The 24,673-nt window shown below is 61.9% G+C and carries 20 protein-coding genes; 11 read left to right on the top strand and 9 right to left on the bottom strand.

The annotated features are described in order from the left end of the window. Positions 1-163: 163 nt before the first annotated feature. Together xseA and EC86_RS29840 are read left to right on the top strand one after the other, a co-directional pair. Positions 164-1,483 (top strand): exodeoxyribonuclease VII large subunit, encoded by a 1,320-nt coding sequence (xseA, locus tag EC86_RS0106790; protein ID WP_029524916.1) that lies wholly within the window; start codon positions 164-166, stop codon positions 1,481-1,483. 57 nt (positions 1,484-1,540) lie between these two features. Beyond that, positions 1,541-2,122 (top strand): superoxide dismutase, encoded by a 582-nt coding sequence (locus EC86_RS29840; RefSeq protein ID WP_029524915.1) that lies wholly within the window; start codon positions 1,541-1,543, stop codon positions 2,120-2,122. A 77-nt stretch (positions 2,123-2,199) separates the two neighbouring features. Here the strand turns inward: EC86_RS29840 and EC86_RS0106780 are convergent, their stop codons facing one another. Next, positions 2,200-2,646 (bottom strand): DUF192 domain-containing protein, encoded by a 447-nt coding sequence (locus EC86_RS0106780; RefSeq protein ID WP_156955392.1) that lies wholly within the window; start codon positions 2,644-2,646, stop codon positions 2,200-2,202. Between the two features lie 665 nt (positions 2,647-3,311). On the opposite strand from EC86_RS0106780, the gene icd reads away from it, so the two are divergent. The 4 genes from icd to sbcB all read left to right on the top strand — a co-directional run bounded on the left by icd (position 3,312) and on the right by sbcB (position 9,140). Continuing rightward, positions 3,312-4,565, top strand: a complete 1,254-nt coding sequence (gene icd, locus EC86_RS0106770) for an NADP-dependent isocitrate dehydrogenase (RefSeq protein WP_029524912.1) — start codon at positions 3,312-3,314, stop codon at positions 4,563-4,565. A 175-nt stretch (positions 4,566-4,740) separates the two neighbouring features. Next, on the top strand, positions 4,741-5,112 hold the full coding sequence (gene clpS, locus EC86_RS0106765; RefSeq protein WP_036772865.1) for an ATP-dependent Clp protease adapter ClpS: 372 nt from the start codon (positions 4,741-4,743) through the stop codon (positions 5,110-5,112). Positions 5,113-5,191: 79 nt separating this feature from the next. Beyond that, positions 5,192-7,528 (top strand): ATP-dependent Clp protease ATP-binding subunit ClpA, encoded by a 2,337-nt coding sequence (clpA, locus tag EC86_RS0106760; protein ID WP_029524910.1) that lies wholly within the window; start codon positions 5,192-5,194, stop codon positions 7,526-7,528. 169 nt (positions 7,529-7,697) lie between these two features. Then, the gene (sbcB, locus tag EC86_RS0106755; protein WP_029524909.1) at positions 7,698-9,140 is read left to right on the top strand and encodes an exodeoxyribonuclease I; all 1,443 of its coding nucleotides are present in this window, start codon (positions 7,698-7,700) and stop codon (positions 9,138-9,140) included. Between the two features lie 76 nt (positions 9,141-9,216). On the opposite strand, the gene EC86_RS0106750 is transcribed toward sbcB, so the two are convergent. After that, positions 9,217-9,957, bottom strand: a complete 741-nt coding sequence (locus EC86_RS0106750) for a glutathione S-transferase (RefSeq protein ID WP_051675768.1) — start codon at positions 9,955-9,957, stop codon at positions 9,217-9,219. Position 9,958: 1 nt separating this feature from the next. After that, positions 9,959-10,915: an oxygen-dependent tRNA uridine(34) hydroxylase TrhO gene (gene trhO, locus EC86_RS0106745; RefSeq protein WP_029524907.1), complete on the bottom strand. Its 957-nt coding sequence runs from the start codon at positions 10,913-10,915 to the stop codon at positions 9,959-9,961. A 235-nt stretch (positions 10,916-11,150) separates the two neighbouring features. On the opposite strand from trhO, the gene EC86_RS0106740 reads away from it, so the two are divergent. Beyond that, entirely contained in the window at positions 11,151-12,374 is a 1,224-nt protein-coding gene (locus tag EC86_RS0106740; protein ID WP_029524906.1) for an extracellular catalytic domain type 1 short-chain-length polyhydroxyalkanoate depolymerase, read from the top strand. 107 nt (positions 12,375-12,481) lie between these two features. Here EC86_RS0106740 and EC86_RS0106735 read toward each other — a convergent pair whose 3' ends face one another. Continuing rightward, entirely contained in the window at positions 12,482-13,009 is a 528-nt protein-coding gene (locus EC86_RS0106735) for a hypothetical protein (RefSeq protein ID WP_051675767.1), read from the bottom strand. Positions 13,010-13,041: 32 nt separating this feature from the next. Further along, the gene (locus tag EC86_RS0106730; protein WP_029524904.1) at positions 13,042-13,566 is read right to left on the bottom strand and encodes a hypothetical protein; all 525 of its coding nucleotides are present in this window, start codon (positions 13,564-13,566) and stop codon (positions 13,042-13,044) included. A gap of 158 nt (positions 13,567-13,724) precedes the next feature. Between EC86_RS0106730 and EC86_RS0106725 the strand changes: the two genes are divergently transcribed. Next, positions 13,725-16,097, top strand: a complete 2,373-nt coding sequence (locus tag EC86_RS0106725) for a Tex family protein (RefSeq protein ID WP_029524903.1) — start codon at positions 13,725-13,727, stop codon at positions 16,095-16,097. A 287-nt stretch (positions 16,098-16,384) separates the two neighbouring features. Here the strand turns inward: EC86_RS0106725 and EC86_RS0106720 are convergent, their stop codons facing one another. Together EC86_RS0106720 and EC86_RS0106715 are read right to left on the bottom strand one after the other, a co-directional pair. After that, positions 16,385-18,358 carry an acyl CoA:acetate/3-ketoacid CoA transferase gene (locus EC86_RS0106720; protein ID WP_029524902.1) on the bottom strand — a complete coding sequence of 658 codons (1,974 nt, stop codon included), beginning with the start codon at positions 18,356-18,358 and terminating at the stop codon, positions 16,385-16,387. Positions 18,359-18,451: 93 nt separating this feature from the next. Continuing rightward, positions 18,452-19,588 (bottom strand): iron-containing alcohol dehydrogenase, encoded by a 1,137-nt coding sequence (locus tag EC86_RS0106715; protein ID WP_029524901.1) that lies wholly within the window; start codon positions 19,586-19,588, stop codon positions 18,452-18,454. Between the two features lie 166 nt (positions 19,589-19,754). On the opposite strand from EC86_RS0106715, the gene EC86_RS0106710 reads away from it, so the two are divergent. Beyond that, positions 19,755-20,720 (top strand): alpha/beta hydrolase, encoded by a 966-nt coding sequence (locus tag EC86_RS0106710; protein WP_029524900.1) that lies wholly within the window; start codon positions 19,755-19,757, stop codon positions 20,718-20,720. Continuing rightward, entirely contained in the window at positions 20,717-21,574 is an 858-nt protein-coding gene (locus EC86_RS0106705) for a YbgC/FadM family acyl-CoA thioesterase (protein WP_029524899.1), read from the top strand. Before EC86_RS0106710 ends, EC86_RS0106705 begins: the two co-directional genes overlap by 4 nt. 73 nt (positions 21,575-21,647) lie before the next feature. Here EC86_RS0106705 and EC86_RS0106700 read toward each other — a convergent pair whose 3' ends face one another. Continuing rightward, positions 21,648-22,499 (bottom strand): NRDE family protein, encoded by an 852-nt coding sequence (locus EC86_RS0106700; protein WP_051675766.1) that lies wholly within the window; start codon positions 22,497-22,499, stop codon positions 21,648-21,650. Positions 22,500-22,523: 24 nt separating this feature from the next. Further along, positions 22,524-23,483, bottom strand: a complete 960-nt coding sequence (ygfZ, locus tag EC86_RS0106695; protein ID WP_408633868.1) for a CAF17-like 4Fe-4S cluster assembly/insertion protein YgfZ — start codon at positions 23,481-23,483, stop codon at positions 22,524-22,526. Between the two features lie 85 nt (positions 23,484-23,568). On the opposite strand from ygfZ, the gene mltG reads away from it, so the two are divergent. Further along, entirely contained in the window at positions 23,569-24,576 is a 1,008-nt protein-coding gene (gene mltG, locus EC86_RS0106690; protein ID WP_029524896.1) for an endolytic transglycosylase MltG, read from the top strand. The last annotated feature ends 97 nt before the right edge of the window (positions 24,577-24,673 follow it).

Genomic DNA, 24,673 nt, shown 5'->3' with positions numbered 1-24,673 from the left:
GAGCGTCGTTCTGACAGAATGATTAAAATTTAGGCATGATTTTTTCTATATAAATCAATGGGTTACGAGTTTTCTTGGGGCTGTTCAAAGGGTGCCGTCAGTGCCTGTCGCCCCGCTTCGCCACCTGTGGAGTACTGGTTTTTGAAACATTCTGGAGATGGCTGTGGTTGATGCTTACTCGGTGCGTGAAAGGCTGCCTGCCCCCTTGGCTACAGACGGGGTCCGGGTCTGGCCAGTGAGCTCGTTGCTGCACGCCATCGCGGACAGCCTGGAAGCCCGGTTCAATCCCGTCACGGTGCAGGGCGAACTTTCCGGCTTTTCACGCGCGTCCAGCGGGCACTGCTATTTTTCGCTCAAGGATGATCAGGGGCAGGTCCGCTGCGCCATGTTCCGGCGCGCTGCAAGCCTGCTCGATTTTTCGCCGCGAGATGGCCAACTGGTCGAGTTGCGTGGCCGGCTGGGCGTGTACGAGCCTAGAGGTGAGTTGCAACTGGTCGTCGAATCCATGCAGCAGGCCGGCCAGGGCAGTCTGTTCGAGCAATTCCTGCAGCTCAAGGCCAGGCTTGAAGCCGAAGGACTTTTCGCCACTGCCCGAAAGCGCCCGCTGCCGGTGATGCCGCGTGCCATCGGCGTGGTGACATCGCTGGGCGCTGCCGCGTTGCATGACGTCGTAACGGCTTTGCAGCGCCGGGCACCGCACATTCCGGTGGTGCTCTATCCGGCCAGCGTGCAGGGAGCGCAGGCCGCTGGAGAACTGCGCAGCGCATTGCTCAAGGCTGCGGAGCGGCAGGCTGCAGACCAGGTCGATGTGCTGCTGCTGGTTCGCGGCGGCGGAGCCATGGAGGATTTGTGGGCCTTCAACGATGAGTTGCTGGCCCGGGCCATCATTGCCTCACCCATGCCGGTGGTTTGCGGCGTGGGCCATGAAACCGACTTCACCATCGCCGACTTCTGCGCCGACGTGCGCGCGCCCACACCCACGGCGGCAGCCGAGCTGTGTGCGCAACCGCAGACCGCGTGGCTGGCTGCGTTAGAGCAGGCTTTTTCGCGCCTGCAAAACGGCGTGGACCGGCAGATGCAGGCGGCCAGCCAGCGACTCGACCGCGTGGCGGCGCGCGCCAGCCAGCCTTCGCATCTGATCACGCGTCAGCACGCGCGGCTGGGCGGCATGGCCCAAAACCTGGGCCATGCCATGCAACTGGCGCTGGAGCAGGAAAAGCATAAGCTGGAGAGCCTGAGCCGTGATTTGCCAAAGGTACTTGACGGCCGTTTGATGCACAGCCGGCATCGGCTGGAACGCGCCCAACTGCGGCTTGGCATGCTGGACCCGCAACTGGTGCTCCAGCGCGGCTATGCCTGGCTTGCCGACCTGGACGGCCATGCCATCACCAGCGTGAAAAACACCCATCCCCGCCAGCCGGTTCGCGCTACCCTTGCCGATGGACAGGTCGATTTGACGGTCGCTGCACGGCGGCTGATTTAGTTTTTACAATGTCTTTTGCATGTCAATGGACATCTCATCAACCCCACGAGGAAATATATGGAACACACGCTCCCCCCGCTGCCTTACGCCATGGACGCACTGGCTCCGCAATACAGCCAGGAAACCCTGGAGTACCATTATGGAAAACACCATAACGCCTACGTCACGAACCTCAACAACCTGCAAAAAGGCACCGAGTTCGAATCGATGACGCTCGAAGAGATCGTCAAGAAATCCAGCGGCGGCGTCTACAACAACGCGGCCCAGATATGGAACCACACGTTCTTCTGGAGTTGCATGAAGCCCGCCGGTGGCGGTGAGCCTGGTGGTGCGCTGGCCGAAGCCATCAATGCAAAATTCGGTTCTTACGCTGCGTTCAAGGAAGCGTTTGTCAAGTCCGCAGTCGGCAATTTTGGCTCGGGATGGACCTGGCTGGTGAAGAAAGCCGACGGCACTGTAGACATCGTCAACACCGGCGCCGCCGGCACCCCGCTGACCACAAGTGACAAAGCTTTGCTGACGGTTGACGTGTGGGAACACGCGTATTACATCGATTACCGCAACCAGCGCCCCAAGTTTGTTGAAACCTTCCTGTCCAACCTGGTGAACTGGGAATTTGCCGAAAGCAATTTCGCCTGATACCTGACGACTGACCTCGTTTAGCCATAAAAAAGCCGACTTCGCGTCGGCTTTTTGTTGCGCTGGCTGCACGCAGATCAGCGCGGCCCCCCAAACATCGGGCCGGAGAGCTTGCTGCCCGGTTTAATGCCTTTTTTGGCAAACCATCCTTTGTTCATTTCCAGAACATAGCGAACCGGCTTGGCGGAGCAATGCGAGTCGGTGGTTTCAGGCTTCATGTCCACTGTGTTCACGATGGTGCCGTCATCGGCCACAAAGGCGGCAGTCAATGGCAGCAGCGTGTTTTTCATCCAGAAGCATTGTTCGCCGGCTTGTTCGAAAACAAAGAGCATGCCCTCAGTCTGCGGCATGTCCTTGCGCAGCATCAAGCCGGTCTGACGCTCCTGGGGTGTCAGGGCCACCTGTGCGTCAATCACATGCATGCCCGCGTTCAGCTTGACACGCTGCAGGTTAAGTTGCGGCGATTGCTGCGCGGCTGACCAGCCTGGCAGGACCAGTGTCGTGGCCGCTGCCATGGAAACCATGAAGCGGGAGGCCTTTGCTGGAATTTTGAAAAAGCAGTTATTGAATCCCATACGCACGCACCATTGAAGTTTGTTCATCAGCATAAACACCGGCCATTAAAAAACCCGCACTAGGCGGGCATTTTGACTGAAGCGGGAAACTATTTCCCGGCTTCAGCTTTTCTTGGCAGCGGCTTCTTTCTTCGCCATGGCAGCATCTGCCTTTGCCTTCTTGGCAGCAGCGGCTTTTTCCTTTTTGGCAGCCTTGGCCGCGGCTTTTTCTTCCTTGGTCATGGCCGCTGGCTTGGCTTTTGCAACTGGCGCAGAGGCAGCTGGAGTAGCTGCCACGGCGGGCATTGCGGCAACTGCTGGCGTTGCGGGTTTCGCCGGTGCGGCGGCAGGCGCTTGTGCGTAGGCACCGGCGGCAAAAAGGGCGGCAACGAGGGTGGCGAGAATCTTGTTCATCTGGAGTTCCTTGGGAAATTGGTAAGGCAAGTTATCGTTTGAAAACACCCCGAACCTTTCGGAGTCCTTCCCATAACGAAGCAGTTTTCAATGCGTTGACAGCCTTCCAAAATATCTTTGCAAAATTTTTTGGGACTAGAATTTGAGCGGCTTTTACCTCAATTCCCTGAAGCAACGCGCCGATCGGGTGCGTCATCCAGGCTTACCGGAGACTTCAGTACATGTACCAGCACATCAAGGTGCCCGCACAGGGCGAGAAAATCACTGTCAACGCAGACAATTCACTCAATGTGCCTGACGAGCCCATCATTCCGTTCATCGAGGGCGACGGCACGGGTGTCGATATTTCTCCGGTGATGCTGAAAGTGGTCGATGCTGCGGTGGCCAAGGCCTATGGCGGCAAGAAAAAAATCCAGTGGATGGAAGTTTTTGCCGGTGAAAAGGCCACAAAGGTCTATGGGCCCGACGTGTGGCTGCCTGAAGAAACGCTGCACGCCGTGAAGGACTACGTCGTGTCGATCAAGGGGCCGCTGACAACGCCCGTGGGCGGCGGCATACGCAGCCTGAACGTGGCGCTGCGCCAGGAACTGGACCTGTATGTCTGCCTGCGTCCCATCCAGTATTTTGCCGGCGTGCCGTCGCCGGTCAAGGAGCCGCAAAAGACCAACATGGTGATCTTTCGCGAAAATTCGGAAGATATCTACGCCGGCATTGAATTCGAATCCGGCAGCGACAAGGCCAAAAAGCTCATCAAGTTCCTGCAGGATGAACTGGGCGTCAAGAAAATCCGCTTTCCTGAAACGTCGGGCATTGGCATCAAGCCGGTTTCCAGCGAAGGCACCGAGCGCCTGATGCGCAAGGCGATCCAGTACGCCATCGACAATGACAAGTCCAGCGTGACCATCGTGCACAAGGGCAACATCATGAAGTTCACCGAAGGCGGCTTTCGCGACTGGGCGTATGGCCTGGCGCAGAAGGAGTTCGGCGCTGAAATGATCGACGGCGGTCCATGGTGCCAGCTCAAGAATCCAAAAACCGGCAAGGACATCGTGATCAAGGACGTGATTGCCGACGCCTTCCTGCAGCAAATCCTGCTGCGCCCGGCCGAGTACAGCGTGATTGCCACGCTCAACCTGAACGGTGACTACATTTCCGACGCGCTGGCGGCCCAGGTCGGCGGCATCGGCATTGCGCCGGGAGCTAACCTGAGCGACACGATCGCCATGTTTGAGGCCACGCACGGCACCGCGCCCAAATACGCCGGAAAGGATTACGTCAACCCCGGTTCGCTGATCCTGTCGGCTGAAATGATGCTGCGCCACATGGGCTGGCTGGAGGCGGCCGACCTCATCATCAGTTCGATGGAGCATTCGATTGCTTCCAAGAAGGTCACCTATGACTTCGCCCGCCTGATGGACGGCGCCACCCAGGTGAGCTGCTCAGGCTTCGGCCAGGTCATGATCGACCACATGTAAGCGGGTCGTCCCGACAAGCAATGCAGACCGCCCGGGAGTGATCCCGTGGCGGTTTTTTTATCTCTCAGGCAAATGTGCAGATATGAAACCATCGTTTCATGCTTGAACTTTGTCCGCGCACCACCAATTGATTTGTCTGATGCAATGAACGGTACCGATGGCTAGAATGATTTCCATGGCAACAAAACCCCCCAAATCGCCGGCCCAGCCGCCAAGTCCTGCTGTCGTCAAGCCTGCCGATGTCAACGGCGGAGACTCGGTGGTGCTGGAGCGCCGTCCGCAAAAAACCAAACCGCCGCAGATGTACCAGGTGGTGTTGCTCAATGACGACTACACGCCCATGGAGTTCGTGGTGGTGGTCATCCAGGAGTTCTTCAACAAGGACCGTGAGACCGCGACCCAGATCATGCTGAAGATCCACCTCGATGGAAAAGGCATCTGCGGGATTTTCTCCAGGGACGTCGCGGCTACCAAGGTGGACCAGGTGACCGAAGCCGCCCGGAAAAACGGTCATCCGCTGCAATGTGTCAGCGAGCCCATTGAATAACGGCAAAATCGGCCAATATCCTCTTAAGCGTCGAATAGACAAGTAAAGTAGTTACCCAAGCAAGCCGAAAGGAAAATCTATGATTGCCCAGGAATTAGAAGTCAGCTTGCACATGGCCTTTGTCGAGGCACGCCAGCAACGCCACGAGTTCATCACCGTCGAACACCTGCTGCTGGCCTTGCTGGACAACCCCAGTGCCGCTGAAGTGCTGCGCGCCTGCTCAGCCAATGTGGATGATTTGCGCAAGTCGCTTGCCAATTTCATCAAGGACAACACGCCGCAGGTGGCCGGCAGCGACGATGTCGATACGCAGCCCACGCTGGGTTTTCAGCGCGTGATCCAGCGCGCCATCATGCATGTGCAGTCCACCGGCAGCGGCAAGAAGGAAGTGACCGGTGCCAACGTGCTGGTCGCCATTTTTGGCGAAAAAGACTCGCATGCGGTGTACTACCTGCACCAGCAGGGCGTCACGCGCCTTGATGTGGTCAATTTCATTGCCCACGGCATCAAGAAAAGCGACCCGCCCGAGCCGACCAAAACCGGCGAGAGCGCTGCCGAAAATGAAGAAGGCGGCGAGAAGAATGAAAAATCCTCGCCGCTGGAGCAGTACACCGTCAACCTGAATCAGCTGGCCAAGGAAGGCAAGATTGATCCGCTGATTGGCCGCCACTACGAGGTCGAGCGCGTCATCCAGATCCTGTGCCGCCGCCGCAAGAACAACCCGCTGCTGGTGGGCGAGGCCGGCGTGGGCAAGACGGCGATTGCCGAGGGGCTGGCCTGGCGCATCACGCAAAAGGACGTGCCTGAAATCCTGGCCGAGGCGCAGGTCTACTCACTCGACATGGGCGCGTTGCTGGCGGGCACCAAGTACCGCGGCGACTTCGAGCAGCGGCTCAAGGGCGTGCTCAAGTCGCTCAAGGACAAGCCCAACGGCATTCTGTTCATCGACGAAATCCACACGCTGATTGGCGCTGGCGCGGCTTCGGGCGGCACGCTCGATGCGTCCAACCTGCTCAAGCCGGCGCTCAGTTCGGGCCAGCTCAAGTGCATCGGCGCCACCACCTTCACGGAATACCGTGGCATTTTCGAGAAAGATGCGGCCCTGTCGCGGCGCTTCCAGAAGGTTGATGTGGTCGAGCCGACGGTGCAGGAAACCGTCGATATCCTCAAGGGGCTGAAGTCGCGCTTTGAAGAGCACCATGGCGTCAAGTACGCGCTGGCTGCGCTGCAGGCGGCTGCCGAATTGAGCGCCAAGTACATCAACGACCGCCATTTGCCCGACAAGGCGATTGACGTGATCGACGAGGCGGGCGCTGCCCAGCGCATCCTGCCGGCCAACAAGCGCAAGAAAACCATCACCAAGACCGAGGTGGAGGAAATCGTGGCCAAGATTGCCCGCATCCCGCCCGCCAACGTCTCGAACGATGACCGCGGCAAACTCAAGACGCTGGAACGCGATCTGAAGAGTGTGGTGTTTGGCCAGGACAAGGCACTTGACGTGCTGGCGTCGGCCGTCAAGATGGCGCGTTCGGGGCTGGGCAAGGATGACAAGCCGATTGGCTCCTTCCTGTTCTCGGGTCCCACCGGCGTCGGCAAGACCGAAGCGGCCAAGCAACTGGCCTACATCATGGGCATCGAGCTGATCCGCTTCGACATGTCCGAGTACATGGAACGCCATGCCGTAAGCCGGCTGATCGGCGCGCCTCCGGGCTACGTCGGTTTTGACCAGGGCGGGCTGCTGACCGAGGCGGTGACCAAGAAGCCGCATTGCGTGCTGCTGCTCGATGAAATCGAAAAGGCGCATCCGGACATCTTCAACGTGCTGCTGCAGGTCATGGACCACGGCACGCTGACCGACAACAACGGGCGCAAGGCTGATTTCCGCAACGTGATCATCGTCATGACGACCAATGCGGGCGCCGAGACCATGAACAAGGCGACCATCGGCTTCACGAACCCGCGCGAGGCCGGCGACGAGATGGCCGACATCAAGCGGCTGTTCACGCCCGAGTTCCGCAACCGCCTCGACGCGGTGGTGAGCTTCAAGGCGCTCGACGAGGTGGTCATCCTGCGCGTGGTGGACAAGTTCCTGCTGCAGCTGGAAACCCAGCTGGCCGAGAAGAAGGTCGAGGTCACGTTCACCGACACGCTGCGCAAGTACCTGGGCAAGAAGGGCTTCGATCCGCTGATGGGCGCGCGTCCGATGCAGCGGCTGATCCAGGACACGATCCGCCGTGCGCTGGCCGACGAGCTGCTGTTTGGCCGGCTGACCGAAGGCGGTCGCCTGACCGTGGACATGAAGGTCACGACTGACGAAAAAGGCGTGGAAAGCGGCGAAGTCGAGCTGGACATCCAGCCGCTGGCCAAGCGCGAAGGCCGCGCCAAGCCAGAGTCGGAAGCCGCCGAGGCGAGCTGATCGCGTCAACCAGCCTGAACCAGCCCGAACCGGCTGGCAGGCTCGAAAAGGCCGGTAGCATCTTGCTATCGGCCTTTTTGCATGGTGCTATTAAAAAAGTAGCTGCCAGCGCCCGTGCTATCTGCGCAAAAGGCCAGTTTGACTAAAAAATATTGGAAAAACCCAGCCCATGGATTCCCACACCTTTCTCTGGCACGACTACGAAACCTTCGGCCTGAACACGCGCCGCGACCGGCCGGCGCAGTTTGCCGGCATCCGCACCGATGCCGAACTCAACGAGATCGGCGAGCCGCTGATGATTTACTGCCAGCCGGCCAACGACTACTTGCCGGACCCGGCGTCGTGCGTGCTGACCGGCATCACGCCGCAGCATTGTCTGGCGCAGGGCGTTCCCGAGCATGCGTTTTCCGCGCGGATCGAGCAGGTGCTGGCGCAGCCCGGAACGATTGGCGTGGGCTACAACACCATCCGGTTTGACGACGAGGTGACGCGCCACCTGTTCTGGCGTAACTTGATCGACCCGTACGGCCGCGAATGGCAAAACGACTGCGGCCGCTGGGATCTGCTTGACGTGGTGCGCATGGCCTATGCGCTGCGGCCCGACGGCATTCAGTGGCCGCTGAAGGAAGACGGCAAGCCCAGCTTCAAGCTCGAAGACCTGGCGCGCGCCAACGGCCTGATGCACGAGGCTGCGCACGATGCGCTGTCGGATGTGCGCGCCACGATTGCGCTGGCCCGGCTGATCCGCAAGACAAACCTCAAGCTGTTTGAATTCTGCCTGGGGCTGCACAAGAAAACCCGGGTGCTGGCCGAACTGGGGTTGCCGGCGACGGCGCAGATGTCGCGGCCTTTCCTGCATGTCTCGGGCATGTTTTCGCCTGAGCGTGGCTGCCTGGCGATCATGTTTCCACTGGCAACGCATCCGGCGAACAAGAACGAGGTGCTCGCCTGGGACCTGGCGCACGACCCAAGCGAATTGCCGCTGCTCGACGTGGCTACCTTGCGCCTTCGGCTGTTCAGCAAATCGGCCGACCTGCCCGAAGGCGTGCAGCGCCTGCCGATCAAGTCGGTGCATCTGAACAAGTCGCCCATGGTCGTACGTAATCTACAAACTTTAACGCCCACCATGGCCACGCTCTGGGGCGTGGACAAGGAAAAGGCACTGCGCCATGCCGAAATCGCCGCTGGCTTGCCCGACATGAGCGCGCTGTGGTCCGAAGTGTTCCGGCGCCCGGCTGAAGCCGAACCCGATGTGGATGAAAACCTGTACGGTGGTTTCATCGGAAACGACGACCGCCGCAGGCTGAACCAGCTGCGTGAAATGTCTGCGGCCGAACTGGCGCACAGCCGCATAGGTTTTGACGACAGCCGGCTGAAAGAACTCGTTTTTCGCTACCGCGCCCGCAATTTTCCGCAAACCCTGAGCCCGGAAGATGCCGGGCGCTGGGAAGCGCACCGGGCCGCGCGGCTGCTCGAAGGAGAGGGCGGTGCGCGCAATGTCGATGCGCTGTTTGAAGAGATCGATGCCCTGGCCGAAACTGCCGATGAGCGGGCCGAGGCGATTCTGGGCGCCTTGTATGACTATGCCGAGTCGATTGCGCCGGAACTCTAAAAACCCGTGTCTGCTATTGAATAAATAGCTGAATGTGACCGTGGAATATGCGCAATCGGCCTGAATGACTTAAGTTTTAGCGCTTCAAACCAATCGCCCGGGCAGGCACCGGCCCGAATTCAATGACCGGCTCGCCCGGCTGCCAAGGCGGGTATTTTTCCATGACCTGCTGGAACAGCGGCCCGGTTTCCCAGTCCAGCAGCCACGCCTTCAGGTACGGCCACGGCTGGGCATCAAACCACGACCGGTCGGTATGCGCAAACTGGCGGACGAAGGGCAGGATGGCCATGTCGGCCAGGGTGGCCGCATCGCCAAACAGCCAGGCGTGGCGGCTTACCCGGGTTTCAAGCTCCAGCAGCCAGCGGCCCGCGTCCTTCCGGTGCGCCATTGCATAGGCCTGCCCGTCGCCCGCATGCTCGTGCGGGTAGCGGCTCGGGTACTTGTAGCGGTCCAGGTGCTGCTTGAACTGGCCGTCGTTGACGGCGATCAGCGCCTGCATGGCAGGCAGCATTTCGCGATTCGCCGCAAGCCAGTCGTGCGGGTCGTTCTGCGCCAGCGCCCAGTGCATGATCTCCAGGCTCTGCTCGATCACCCGGCCGTCGGGCAGCACCAGCACCGGCACCGTCGCCTTGGGGGAGGCGGCCAGCATCTCGGCAGGCTTGCTGCGCAGCACGACTTCGCGCAATTCGCAACGCAGGCCGCTGGCCGCGATGGCCAGCCGCGCCCGCATCGCATACGGGCAGCGGCGAAAGGAATACAGCACCGGCAAGGGCTGATGCGTTTCTAAAAAAGCGGGCAGGGCCGCCGCTGTGTTCATGTCATTCGCTGCCCGGCTGGCGAACGCCAATATGCGCCTGATGGCGCGCGGCGGCCAGTTCGACCTGGCGCTGGCGTTCGCGGTAGCCCTGCTTTTGCGCTTCGGTGGTGCGGGCGTGGCAGTGCGCGCAGCTCACGCCGAGTTCATACAGCGGCGACTGGCGGTCCGTGGCGCCCAGCGGGTCGCGGCAGGACCGGCACAGCGTGAAGTCGCCTGGATGCAGCCCATGGCCGACCGAGACGCGCTCGTCGAACACGAAGCATTCGCCCTGCCAGCGGCTTTTTGCCTCGGGCATGGTTTCAAGGTACTTGAGGATGCCGCCTTCCAGGTGGTAAACCTCCTCGAAACCCTGCGCACGCATGAAGGCGGTGGATTTTTCGCAGCGGATGCCGCCGGTGCAGAACATGGCGACCCGGGGCTTTTTGCCATCGACCGGGGCCAGCGCGCCACCGTCGGCCATTTCCTTTTCAACCCAGGCGGGCAGTTCCGAAAAGCTGTGCGTCGCCGGGTTGATGGCGCCCTGGAAGGTGCCGATGGCGACTTCGTAGTCATTGCGGGTATCGACCAGCACCAGGCCAGGGTCGGCCAGCAGTGCGTCCCAGTCCTGCGGCTTGACGTACTGGCCGGCCATCAGCGCGGGGTGGACATCAGGCACGCCCAGCGTGACGATCTCCTTTTTCAGCCGCACCTTCATGCGATGGAACGGCATCTGCGCGGCATGCGCTTCCTTGTGCTCCAGCTTTTCCAGGCGCGGGTCGGCACGCAGGAAGCTGAGTACCGCATGCACGCCTTCAGGCGTTCCGGCAATCGTGCCGTTGATGCCTTCGGCCGCCAGCAGCAGCGTGCCCTTGACGCCCTGCGCTTCGCAGCAGGCCAGCAGCGGTGGCTGCAGCGCGGCAAAGTCAGGCAGTTCGACAAATTTATACAGTGCGGCGGTCAGGAAGTCGGGCGTGGTCATAAAAAAAATCCAGGCGAAAAAATGGTGGGCGCGGTCGTGCCCCGGTGGGCCAATTATCCCGCCAGCCCGGTTTTGTACCGCAGCGCCTTGCTTCTGGGGAAAAGGGCTTACACAAATTTATGCTGCATTGCAGCAAAATACAGGGAACGGTTGAGGAATCAGGAGCCGGCGCAGGGCGTTTGCGGCACCGTCCCCATTCCCCATCCTCTGAACACCTCACAACGCCAAAGACCCCATGACAAAAAGTCTGACCAGCCTCTGGCTCAAGAATCTGCGCCGTGTCGGCAAGGCACAGCAGGCGCAGGGCCGAAAACTCTTCAAAAGCCTGTTGACGACGGCGGCCCGCACACCGGTGGCCAAAAGCGTCAAACCCGCCAAAGTCGCCAAGACCCTTCGCACCACCACCCTGAAAACCGTCAAGGCGGTCAAGGCTGTGAAGCCTCCGGTGGTAAAATCCGCCAGTCCGCGCCGCAAGGCGGCTGCTGCGCCCGCCCGGCCTGCGGCGACGCTGCTGCCGGCGCTGCCCGGAAGCTGGAAAAAATCATTTTTCAGCCTGCCAGGCACGGGGCTGGCGCCGGCGCGCCGGATGATGTACTGGCTTTACCTGCCGTCGGGCGTTTCCAGGGTGCCGCTTCCGCTGGTCGTCATGCTGCACGGCTGCAAGCAGACCGCGACCGATTTTGCCGCCTCGACCCGCATGAATGAACTGGCCGAACGCAAGGGCTTCGCGGTGCTGTATCCGCAGCAGTCGGCCGCCGCCGACGCGAACCGCTGCTGGCACTGGTACCGGCGCGCCACCCAGCAAGGCAATGGCGATGTCTCGCTGATCGCCGAAATGATCAAGCAGGTGCGCGCCCGGCATCGGCTGGACGCGACGCGAACCTACGTCGCGGGCCTGTCTGCCGGCGCCGGCCTGGCGGCGATCCTGGCCTTGCGCCATCCGCAGCTGATTGCCGCCGCTGGCCTGCATTCGGCGCCGGTCTTTGGCACCAGCGACTCGCCCATGAGCGGTTTTCAGGCGATGCAGCAGGGCGCAGGCGTGCATCACAAGGAGGCCGTGCGCGAGTTCACCGACAGCAAACTGCAGTTTCCCGGCATGCCGGTCATGCTGGTTCAGGGCAAGAGCGATTCGGTGGTGCGCCGCGTCAATGTGGACCACCTGACCGCCCAGTTCTCCATCATCGATGCGCCCTGGATCACCAGCGCCGAACCTGTGGTGCGCAGCTATGCCGGGCGCAGCAGCGGCCGAAGCCCGCGCCATGCCTACAAGACGGCGACCTATTACGCCGGCCGAAAGCCGATGCTGGTGAAGTGCGAGATTGACCTGCTGGGCCATGCGTGGAGCGGCGGCGAAGGCAGCCTGGACTACAGCACGCCCGAAGGCCCGGATGCCACGCTGCTGATGTGGACCTTTTTCTCGCGCCAGCAGCGCCTGCAGTCGGTGCCTGTGGTGATGTAGGCGCCGAATAAGCCCGCCGGCATCGCCTGTTTCAAGCCGAACAGGGTGTTTTCGCAATGCTGGCGGTCTTGTGCCGCTATCATTTTTGATGCCATGCAAGTGCCGGCCTATTTGTCCTCGCCTGATCTTGCCGTCTTGAATAGGCTCCAGAAATGGACCAGTAAGGCCCTTGCCCTGTGCTTCATCCGCCGTCCCAGGCGCCAGGGCCATGAAACGCGGACCTGCCTCAGCATCCGGTTCTTCCATGATTTCCAGGGCGGGTAAAAACGCGCGAACCATCCGAGTTGCATCAGTGCCGGTTCTGTCAGCTGGAAAAGGCGCGCTGCCAGCGCGGTGCCTGCGATTTTTGCCATGAGCACCAGGCTCAGCCCTGCAGCGACATGGCCCTTGCCGAGCAGGAAAATCGCCAGCAGCTTGACGGGTACGAGCAGCAGCACCGGGATGCCAAACGCCAGCACGGCCGCCCAGGGCGGCAGGCGAATGATCAGCCGCTCAATCTGCCGCCAGACGGGCAGTCGGCCCAGCGCCGCAAAGCATGCGGCCAGGGGCTCCCATCCCCATTCCTCGAACAGCAGGAACAGGGCAAGCGGCGCAAGCGCGATGCCTTTAAGGATCCGTTTGAGGAAGGCTATCAAACCGCATCAGCCATGTCGAGCATGGCCGAAGCTTATCTCAACGTGGTGTTGCTGTCGTGCGGGAGGGTGTGGGTGACGGTTGCGGCACTGCGCTGCGCCAGGCGCTGTTCCAGTTCGCCCATGTAGGCGGCCAGGGTGTTGTCCATCTGCTCCATGCGTGTCAGCAGGACTTGCTGCTGCTGGGCGAAACGGTCAGCCAGCACTGTTCCCAGGGCAGTTTCGCGCTGCTGCTCGGCCAGCACCTGCGCTTCCAGGTAGGAACGCAGTTCGGTGAAGCGCGAGGCTTCGGCCTTGTCGGCCAGTTCGCGCTGGGCATTGAGTTCACGCGTATGGGTGCGCGATTCAAGTACATGACGGCTCTGCATGTAGATGGTGCTGCCCAGGAAGATGACCAGCGCGAGCACCAGCAGCCCCAGCATCACCAGACCAAGCGGCACGTTGAGGGTGGTGAAACCCAGGCTCAAGGGGCTGGGCTGGGTGAACACATCGACGTTCAGGGCGACGAAGCCGGCCAGCAGCAAGATGGAGACAACCAGAAGAATGGTGCGAAAACGCATGGAGAACTCCCTTTTTGATTTGTATGAATGACGCGGACGCAGGCCGAAATTATGGTGGCGCAGGCCGGTTTTGACTGTGGGACAATTCCGCCCTTTGGCGTCAGCAGGCACGGGAGTCGGCGCTGGCATCCGGCCAAAAAACCTCAACCCGACACCACATGCAAAAAATCATTCGCCAGATCGCGGCCGAAATCAGGGTCCATGAACACCAGGTCAAGACGGCCGTGGAACTGCTCGACGGCGGCGCGACGGTGCCCTTCATTGCGCGCTACCGCAAGGAAGCGACCGGCGGGCTGGACGACATCGAGCTGCGCGAACTCGAACAGCGGCTGTCCTACCTGCGCGAGCTGGAAGACCGCCGCGAGACGGTGCTGAGAAACATCGACGAGCAGGGCAAGCTGACGCCCGCGCTGCGCGCGTCGATTGAAGCGGCCGCCACCAAGCAGGACCTGGAAGACCTTTACCTGCCCTACAAGACCAAGCGCCGCACCAAGGGCCAGATGGCGCGCGAGGCCGGGATCGAGCCGCTGGCCGACCGGCTGTTTGCCGATCCGTCGCTGAACCCTGCGGATGAGGCCGCTGCCTTCGTGAAGGCTGAGAAAAGCGAAAGCGGCGACGACTTCACCACCGTGCAGGCGGTGCTCGACGGCGTGCGCGACATCCTGAGCGAGCGCTGGGCCGAGGATGCGCTCCTGGTGCGGTCGCTGCGGCAGTGGCTCTGGAGCGAAGGGCTGCTAGCGTCCAAGCTGGTCAGCGGCAAGGACGAGAACCTGCCGGACAACGCCAAGTTCCGCGATTATTTTGACTACGACGAGCCGATTGGCCGCGTGCCTTCGCACCGCGCACTGGCCGTGTTCCGCGGCCGGGGGCTGGAAATCCTGGATGCCAAGCTGGTGCTGCCGGTGCCGCCCGAAGCCGGGCAGCCGAGCATTGCCGAAGGCAAGACTGCGCTGCACCTGGGCTGGAGTCACCAGGCGCGGCCGGCCGATGACCTGATCCGCAAGTGCATCGCCTGGACCTGGCGCGTCAAGCTCAGCCTGTCGCTGGAGCGCGACCTGTTCACCAAGCTAAGGGAAGACGCCGAAAAGGTTGCCATCAAGGTGTTTGCCGACAACCTGCGCGACCTGCTGCTGGCCGCGCCTGCCGGCCCGCGCGTGGTGATGGGGCTGGACCCGGGCATTCGCACTGGCGTGAAAGTGGCGGTGGTCGATGCAACCGGCAAGCTGGTCGAGACCGCCACGGTGTTTCCGCATGAGCCGCGCAAGGACTGGGACGGCTCGCTGCACCTGCTCGCCAAGCTCAGTGAAAAACACGGCGTGAACCTGATTGCGATTGGCAACGGCACGGCCAGCCGCGAAACCGACAAGTTGGCCGCCGATTTGATAAAAATCATGTCAAAGCAGGCTTCCCAGCACGATGGTAAAGAAAAGTTTGCTATAGAAAAAGTAGTGGTCAGCGAAGCCGGCGCGTCGGTCTATTCGGCCAGCGAATTCGCCAGCCAGGAAATGCCCGATGTCGATGTGAGCCTGCGCGGCGCCGCCAGCATTGCCCGCCGCCTGCAGGACCCGCTGGCCGAACTGGTCAAGATCGACCCGAAATCGATTGGCGTCGGCCAGTACCAGCATGACGTGAACCAGAGCGACCTGGCGCGCAGCCTGAGCGCGGTGGTCGAGGACTGCGTGAACAGCGTCGGCGTGGACCTGAACACCGCCAGCGTGCCGCTGCTGGCGCGCGTGTCGGGGCTGAGCCAGACCGTGGCCAAGTCGGTGGTGCGCTGGCGCGATGCCAATGGCGCGTTCGGCAGCCGCGCCGACCTGCTCAAGGTGACGGGGCTGGGCGCCAAGACCTTCGAGCAGAGCGCCGGCTTTCTGCGGCTGCGCGGGGGAACGAATCCGCTCGATATGACCGGCGTGCATCCTGAAACCTATTCAGTGGTCGAAAAAATCATGGCGCACACGGGAAAGCCGGTGGCCGAACTGATGGGCCGCGCAGAAATGCTCAAGACGCTCAAGCCCGAACTGTTCGCCAACGAGAAATTCGGCGTCATCACGGTCAAGGACATCCTGGCCGAGCTGGAAAAACCCGCCCGCGACCCGCGTCCCGATTTCAAGGTGGCGCGCTTCAATGACGGCGTGGAAGATATCCGCGACTTGAAGGACGGCATGCTGCTGGAGGGCACGGTCAGCAACGTCGCGGCCTTTGGCGCCTTCATCGACATTGGCGTGCACCAGGACGGGCTGGTGCATGTGAGCCAGCTGTCCAGCAAGTTCGTGACCGACGCGCGCGAAGTGGTCAAGACCGGCGACATCGTCAAGGTGCGCGTGACCGAGGTCGATGTGGCGCGCAAGCGCATCGCCTTGACCATGAAGCTGGACGCGGCGCCAGCGCGCCGCGACGCCCCGCGCGACAACCGCTTTGAAGGCGCCCGGCCCGGCGCGCAGCAGCGCGGCGGTGCGCGCCAGGCGGCGCCGCACCCGGCATCGACGGCGATGGAATCGGCGTTCAGCAAGCTGGCGGGGCTGAAAAAATAACGTGTCGGTTTTTACGGTCATTGCGGGCTGAGTCTGCCCCGGACTTGATCCGGGAACCTGCCATCCATCGCGCCGAAATCAGGTGATGCGGGGCTGCGGCTGGTGAGACGAAATCACCCTGCTAATCCGCGTGGCGAGAAAAACTGCTGACAGTTTTTGCTATTTAATTAATAGCTTCTTAACCAATATGGACGTGCGAGAAAGGCATATTTGATGCTTGAAAACACGTTTTTCGGCAAGACGAATGCGCTCTGGCATGGCAGCCCCGGTCTCGGCCACGGGTTGGTTCAGCCGGCCGCCGTTTTCAGCGCTTCCAGCCTGGCCTTGAGGAATCCGCCCGTTCCGTAGCGCGTCACGCGGCTGTAGTAACGCGCGCTCAGGCGCTGGACCATGGCCGAGTAGTCGTCGATCAGCCGGGGCAGGATGCTGAAGCTGTCGTAATTGACCACCGCCGCCACGCGCTCTCCCAGTGGCTCCAGCGGCGCCAGCAGGGCGGTGAGCTGCTGTTCGATGGCCTCGATGTCCGCCGCGCTGTCCACCGCCAGTCCTTCGAAGTTGATGAACAGCATGCCGTGCGCGCGGTCCAGCTCGAAGCGCTGCGCCAGCGGCGTGGCCAGCAGTCGATGGCGCAGTCCGATGGGCTCGTCCAGGAACAGCGCCGCATCCATCAGCCTGAGCTGCGGGCTGATGGCCGGCATGAAGTCCATCTGCGCCAGCACATCGCGTTCCAGGTTGATGCCCGGCGCGATCTCGATCAGTTCGAGCCGGCCCTGGCTGCTATCGCCTTCATTGCCGCCACCGGGCTTCAATTTGAACACGCAGCGCTCGGTGACGTAGAGCACGCGCTGGCCGCGCCTGCAGGCCTCGCGGCCGCTGAAGGTGCGGTGCTCGACCTGCGCGACGAACTTGCGCGTGCTGCCTTCGCGCTGGATGTGCAGCCGCCCGTCCTGCACGCGCACATCCAGGTCGCCCGCCGTGAAGGTTCCCACGAACACGACGGTACCGGCGTTCTGGCTGATGTTGATGAAGCCGCCCGCACCCGCCAGCCGGGGGCCGAAGCGGCTGACGTTGAGGTTGCCCTGGGCGTCGGCCTGCGCCAGGCCCAGCACCGCGATGTCGAGCCCGCCGCCGTCGTAGAAGTCGAACTGGCTGGGCTGGTCAATCACCGCCTGGGCATTGACCGCCGCGCCAAAGCTCAGCCCGCTGGCCGGAATGCCGCCGATCACGCCGGGCTCGGCCGTCAGCGTGACCAGGTCGATGACGCGTTCCTCTGCGGCCACGCTGGCCACGCCCTCGGGCATGCCGATGCCCAGGTTGACCACGTCATTGGCGCGCAGCTCCAGCGCGGCGCGCCGGGCCATCACCTTGCGCGCATTCAGCGCCATGGCTGGCAGCGAATCGACCGGCACGCGGATTTCACCGGAATAGGCCGCGTTGTAGGCCTCGGAAAACGTCTGCATGTGGTGCGCCGGATCGGTGGCCAGCACCACGGCATCGACCAGCACGCCGGGCACCTTGACGCTGCGCGGATGCAGCGTGCCGCGCTCGGCAATGCGCTCGACCTGGGCAATCACGATGCCGCCCGAATTGCGCGCCGCCATGGCAATTGCCAGCGCTTCAAGCGTCAGCGCCTCGCGCTCCATGCTCAGGTTGCCCTCAAGGTCGGCGGTGGTGGCGCGGATGATGCCGACCGAGATCGGAAAGGCCTTGTAGAACAGGTAATCGCGTCCGTCGATTTCCATCAGCCGCACCAGGTCCTCGGTGGTGCAGGCGTTGATCTTGCCGCCGCCCCAGCGCGGATCGACGAAGGTGTCGAGCCCGACGTGGGTGAGGGTGCCGGGCTTTCCGGCGGCAATGTCGCGAAACAGGTGGGTGATCACGCCTTGCGGCAGGTTGTAGGCTTCGATCAGGTTGTCGACCGCGAGTTTTTGCAGGGCCGGCACCAGCCCCCAGTGGCCGCCAATCACGCGCCTGACCATGCCGGCATGGCCGAGGTGGTTTAGACCGCGCTTGCCGCCATCGCCCTGGCCGGCGGCATACACCAGCGTCAGCTTGCGCGGCGCGCCGCATCCGGTTTCCGCCTGCGTGTCGAGGAAGCGCTGCTCCAGCGCCACGGCGATGGTTTCGGCAAAGCCGATGCCGACGAAGCCGCCGGTGGCCACGGTGTCGCCGTCATGGATCAGTCGGACCGCATCGGCCGCGCTGACGACCTTGTTGCGCCGGGCGCCGGCGGGGCTGGACTCATTGAAGTGGTGGTGCATGCGGGCTTTCGCAGGGCTGGGTGTTCCATCATCAGTCGATCCGCCCGGCGGGTGTCACCGGGAAAACCACGCCTTGTGCGGGCGGGCGACCGGTTACATCGAATCTTCCAGCATCGCCTCGTAGTCCTGCGCGCTGGCCAGGCGCGGATTGGTCAGGTGGCAATGGTCGGCCAGCGCCCCTTCGATGATCTGGCCGAACTGCTCGCGCTGCACGCCCATTTCAGCCAGTCCGCCCGCCAGCCCGAGGCGCGCATTCATGGCCTTGATGGCGTCGGGAATCTCGCTGCCCGACGTCAATCCCATGACGCGCGCCATGCGCACCAGGCGAAGTTCCTTCTGCATCGATTCAGCCCCCGCATTGAAGCGCACCACAGCCGGCAGAAACACCGCATTGAGCGAGCCGTGGTGTAGGCGCGGGTCCACGCCGCCCAGGCTGTGGCTGAGCGAATGCACGCAGCCCAGGCCCTTCTGGAAGGCCATGGCGCCCTGCATCGACGCACTCATCATGTTCAGCCGCGCCTCGCGGTCGCTGCCGTCGCGCGTCGCGCGCTCAATATGCGCCCAGCCGCGCTCCAGGCCGTCGAGCGCGATGCCGTCTGCCGGCGGGTTGAAGGCGGCCGACATGAAGGTCTCCATGCAGTGCGCAATCGCATCCATGCCGGTGGCGGCCGTCAGGCGGGGCGGCAGGCCAAGTGTCAGTTCAGGGTCGCAAATCGCGGTTTTCGGCACCAGGTGCCAGGAATGAAAGCCAAGCTTGCGATGGTCGCCGACGATGATGATGGCGCCGCGCGCCACCTCGCTGCCGGTGCCGCTGGTGGTGGGTACGGCGATCAAGGGGGCGACGCTTGCGGTGATTCTGGCCGAGCCTCCTTCTATGGTGGCGTAACTCGTCAGCGGACCTTCGTGCGTCGCGGCAATCGCCACGCCCTTGGCGCAGTCGATGGCCGAACCGCCGCCCACGGCGATCAGGCCGTCGCAGCCGCTGGCCTGGTAGAGTTCGGCCGCAGCAAGTACCGCCGCTTCGGTCGGGTTGGAGGGCGTCTGGTCATACACCGCCACACGCAGGCCGGGCAGGGCGTCCAGCGCCTTTTGCAGGATGCCCGCCGCCTTGACGCCCGGGTCGGTCACGATGAGGGGGCGCTTGATGCCGACACGTTCGCATTCCTGCTTGAGCAGCCTGATGGCGCTAAATTCAAACTGGACCTGGGTGACGTAGTAGATAAAGGCCATGGTTGCGTGTCTTTCTGCGTTGTACGATGCGAAGCTGTTGACGTGAACCTTACTTTAAAGGCTGGAGCCGACCTTGAATTACAAGCAAACCCTGATGGCGGTCACTTTGGCGATAAGCCTTGCAGCGGTGCCCATCCCACCGATTTTTTCCGTATCGTTCGTCTAAATGCATTTCCGCTCCCCAGAAAGCCTGCTGACGCCGCCCATGCGCGATGTTCTTGTGCGCATGGCGCGCGCCAATCGCCCGCCGTTTTACACCCTCTCACCCGGCCAGGCCCGCGCTTCGTACGAAGCCGGATCGGGCGTGCTGGAAATTGCAAAGCCTGTGCTGGCGCTGGTTCGGGATTTCTCCATTCCGGCGCGCGATGGACATTGCGTGCCCGCGCGGCTGTATGCGCCGTCGGCCGAAAAACTGCCGGTGCTGCTGTACTTTCACGGCGGCGGCTTCACCATCGGCAGCATCGCCACCCATGACGGGTTGTGTCGCCAGCTCAGCCATCTGGCGGGCTGCGCCGTCGTGTCGGTGGATTACCGGCTGGCACCCGAGCACCAGTTTCCGGTGGCGGCCCATGATGCCTGGGATTCGCTGCAATGGCTGGCCGGCCACGCCGCTGAACTCGGGCTGGACGCTGGTCATCTGGCCGTTGGCGGCGACAGCGCGGGCGGCACGCTGGCCGCGATGTGCGCCCTGATGGCCCGGGATGCCGGCCTGCCACTGGCGCTGCAGCTGCTTTTCTACCCCGGTTGCGCCTCCCGTCAGGATACGGCTTCGCACCGCAGGTTTGCCAAGGGTTTTGTGCTCGATGAAGCGGACATCACCTGGTTTTTCAATCATTATTTGCGCGGCCCGGCAGACCGCGAGGACTGGCGTTTCGCACCGCTCAATGCGGATCATGTGGACAATGCGGCGCCGGCCTGGTTCGGGCTGGCTGAATGCGATCCGCTGGTCGATGAAGGGCTGATGTATGCCGACAAGCTGCGCGCCGCCGGCGTGCCGGTGGACCTGGAGATCTACCGGGGCGTGACCCATGAATTCATCAAGATGGGCCGCATCCTTCCCGAGGCGCGCCATGCCCATGCCGACGCCGCCCGGGCGTTGCGCCATGCCTTTCACCTGAAACATCGATCATGAAACTGTCTGAATTCCGGCTGGTTCATCGCCTGCGCGTGCGCTGGGCCGAGGTGGACATGCAAAAGATCGTGTTCAACGCGCACTACCTGATGTATTTCGACACCGCCATCACGGACTATTGGCGTGCCCTGGCGCTTCCCTACGAGGAGGCCATGGCTCAGTTGGGCGGCGAACTGTATGTGAAGAAGGCCAGCGTCGAATACCACGCCTCGGCGCGCTTTGACGACCGGCTTGCCGTGGGGCTGAAGTGCGAACGGATCGGTAATTCATCGATGGTTTTTACCGGCGCGATTTTCAGGGGCGAGGAATTGCTGATCACCTGTGAACTCGTGTATGTGTTTGCCGACCCGGCGTCGCAGACTTCCCGTCCTGTGCCGCATGGCCTGCGCAGCCTGGTCCAGCGTTTCGAGGCGGGCGAGTCGATTCTTGAGGTCAAGCTTGGCGACTGGGCGGAACTGGGGTTGGCTGCCGCAGGAATCCGAGGGCTTGTGTTTGTGCAAGAGCAGGGCATTGCGCTTGAAAGCGAATGCGATGAAGCTGACCGTTCAGCCTTGCATGCCGTGGCGTTCAATGCCTTGGGGCAGGGCATTGCAACAGGCCGGCTGGTCAGTCAAGGCAACGCTTTGGGCAAGATAGGCCGCCTGGCGGTGCATCGCGCCTTGCGGGGCGAGGGCATCGGCCAGGCCGTTCTGAAAGCGCTGGTCGGTGCGGCCCGGCAACGCGGTGATCACGAAGTCATGCTGCATGCGCAACGCAGTGCCGAAGGGTTTTATCTGCGTGAAGGTTTTATGGTGCGCGGAGAACCTTTTATGGAGGCGGGCATTGCGCAGAGGGAAATGTTCAAGCCGCTTTGAGGCATCAGGATTCGAGGGCTCTCATTTTTGCTTGGAATGTAATCTACAAAAATATAGAAAATAAGCCGAAAAATCAGCAGGGGAAATTGAAGGAAATGCTGGATATAGCAGGAGTCTCATCAACAGACGAGCGCAGATGCGTCTGCTCCATCATGTCGATCCGCAGGGATTTACTTGCAAGAGGATCTAACATCCTGCTAGCCACCAGCACCGTGCTACTCCGCGTGCCATAGCCATGTTCAGGAAAATCCACAAATGCGCTGGACAAGGCCGCTTCCATCGCCTCGGAAACCCCGGTTGTAGGCAAACTGTAAATCGGGGCTTGTTCGCGATTACCAAGCGCCGCCCAGAGAGGGCCTTGCCATGAATCATCCTGCGAATTGGACGTAGCTTCTTGTTGCAACGCCGCCATCAATGCGTTTTTCAGCGCCAATGTCTTGGGCCATGGCGTATCCAGCGCTGCGTTCGACAGCCCGTACACACCAGGTGCCAGCGTTTCGAAATGCCAGCCGGCAACAGATGCCAGCGATCGGTTCGTCATCCACGTCCAGGCATTTCGCCGCACATCACCCAGCACCAAGTTGAACCCGCCGTACTGGTGCTTGTCCTTTTCAAGCGAGGCAGCAAATGCTGCGGCATCGCTGTGGCTTTCGAGCCAGCGTGTCACCAGTTCACCCCGCGAAAACGTGGCAAGCTTTGGCCCGGCTTCGCGCACATTGGTCAGGAATGCCACCCGCCCAGCCGGTGTCATTCCCAGCCAGGTTCCACCTGCGCGCAGATCGCGTCCAGAAATGATTTCCTGCCCGCAAGCCGTTTTCCAGTAGTCCAGCGGCAGCGTTGGGCGTTCCAGGATTTCGTCACGATTGGAGGCAATCACCAGGGGCCAGCGCTTTGACGCGCCAATGGCGAACGCAATCAGGCACATCCACAAGCCTTTCGCGACATGGCTTCAGATATCTTCAAGCAAAGGGTAGGGCAGCGGCAGCAGCGCCAGGGCCGGGCCTGCCGCGCTGCCCAGCGTCAAGCGCCTGTCCCCGGTATGCGCTGTCGCATCAGCCGCCGCAGCGGTTTGAATCGACACGATCGCATCGAAACCGCCAGCCGGATGCGCGGCGCAAGCCGCCACCAGACCGCAAGGCTGATCGCTGTCTTGCGCATGGAAGACTTCCTGCCCTGGCGCAGGCGCCGCATCGGTATCGGTATGTACCAGATAGGCACGGCGCTTGAGCGTGCCGCGAAACTGGCTGCGTGCAACGATTTCCTGTCCGGGGTAGCAGCCTTTCTTGAAATTCACGCCGCCGACCGATTCATAGTTGAGCATTTGCGGCACGAAGGACTCGAAAACCGGCGGGCTGATCATGGCAATTCCCGATTGCACTTCAAGCCAGTTCCACATTTCCAGGTCGATGGGCTCACCTTCTGGCTGGAGACAACCGGCGGGCGCGCACCAGATTGCTCGCGCCTGTCCGGCACCGGGATAAAGAAAAATCAGGTTTGCCTCATCAATATCAACCTTGGTCCAGGCAGGCTGTGTGCTGGATGCTATGGAATCAATAGCGTTTCCCGTGAGGCCATAAAGCAGGAAATCATCACTGGCATCGGTGAGTTTTGCCTTTGCGCGCATCACGAACATCGACAGCCGCTTGAGCGTGGCGGCCAGAAGGTCGCGACTGCACACCAGCAGGACTTCTTCCGGGCTGCGCTTGAACAGGACAAAACTGGCCTGCATCCGTCCCTTGGCATTGCAAAATGCCGCGAGCCGGGCCTGCGTCAGATCCAGCTGCGCGACGTCCTGTGTCAACTGGCCCTGCAGGAACTTGACGGCGTCTTCGCCGGCGGCGCGGATGATCGCGAGATGCGTCAGCTTGACGACGCCAGAAATTGGAGGGACTGAACTGGTCATGGTCATGAGGCATTCGCTGTAAGGGTGAAGATGGCCTGAATTATCATTGCCCGGTGTTTAGTGCTGTGGATGTTGAAAAGGTAGCTGGGTCGTGCGTCGTGTTTTTACAAGTTTATTGATCTTGCTGTTTATCGCAGCGCTGCTGCTGTTCGGCGCGGCCCTGTGGTGGCTGCACGAGCCCATGCTGCTGCGGCTGCAACCGGGAAGCCAGGTCGTGGACCTTGAAATCGAGCACGGCACCACGGCCAATGGCGTCGCTGACGCCGTGGTGGCCAGCGGCGCGGACGTGCCGGTGCTGCTGCTGCAGGCCTGGTTTCGTTTTTCGGGACAAGCCCGGCTCATCAAGGCTGGCAGTTATGAAATTGTTCCCGGCACCTCGCCCCGAAGACTTTTGAGCATGCTGGTTCGCGGTGAGGAAACGCTAAAAAATGTCACACTGGTTGAAGGATGGACCTTCAGCCAGGTTCTTCAGGCACTACAAAAAGCAGAGCAGCTAACGCCCGACACGCTTGCGCTAAGCCCGGAAATCATCATGGAAAAGCTGGGAAAGCCAGGCGTCCATCCTGAAGGCCGTTTTTTCCCCGACACCTATACCTATGCCAAGGGCGCCAGCGATCTGGCCGTGCTCAAGCGCGCCGCACGCGCCATGGATCGGCGACTCGAAGCCGCCTGGAGTTTGCGCAGCCTGGAGACGCCGCTCAAGTCTCCCGACGAGGCGCTCATCCTGGCCAGCATTGTCGAAAAGGAAACCGGCAAGCCCACGGACCGTGGACAGATTGGCGGCGTCTTCATCAACCGCCTTCGCATCGGCATGCCCTTGCAGACGGACCCGACCGTGATTTACGGCATGGGCGCCCGGTTTGATGGCAACCTGCGCAAACGCGATCTCCAGCAGGACACGCCTTACAACACCTACACCCGAACGGGCCTTCCGCCAACGCCGATTGCCATGCCAGGCAAGGCCGCCTTGCTGGCGGCAGTCCAGCCGGCACCGACCAAGGCGCTTTATTTTGTCTCGCGCGGTGACGGCACCAGCGAGTTCAGCGAAAACCTTGACGGGCACAACCGCGCCGTCAACAAATACATTCGAGGCCGATAGATATGACCCCCACGCTTGTCGCTTCGCGTACTGCGCTGCCCCCCGAGGGGGCGCTGCGCCTGCGGCCCGGCGAAGCCGGTTCCGCGGCCCCTGCTGG

Source organism: Polaromonas glacialis (genome assembly GCF_000709345.1).
In the GTDB taxonomy this organism is placed as follows: domain Bacteria; phylum Pseudomonadota; class Gammaproteobacteria; order Burkholderiales; family Burkholderiaceae_C; genus Polaromonas; species Polaromonas glacialis.
The sequence above is the reverse complement of the archived record's forward strand: the minus strand, read 5'-3'. Positions and strand labels throughout refer to the sequence as shown.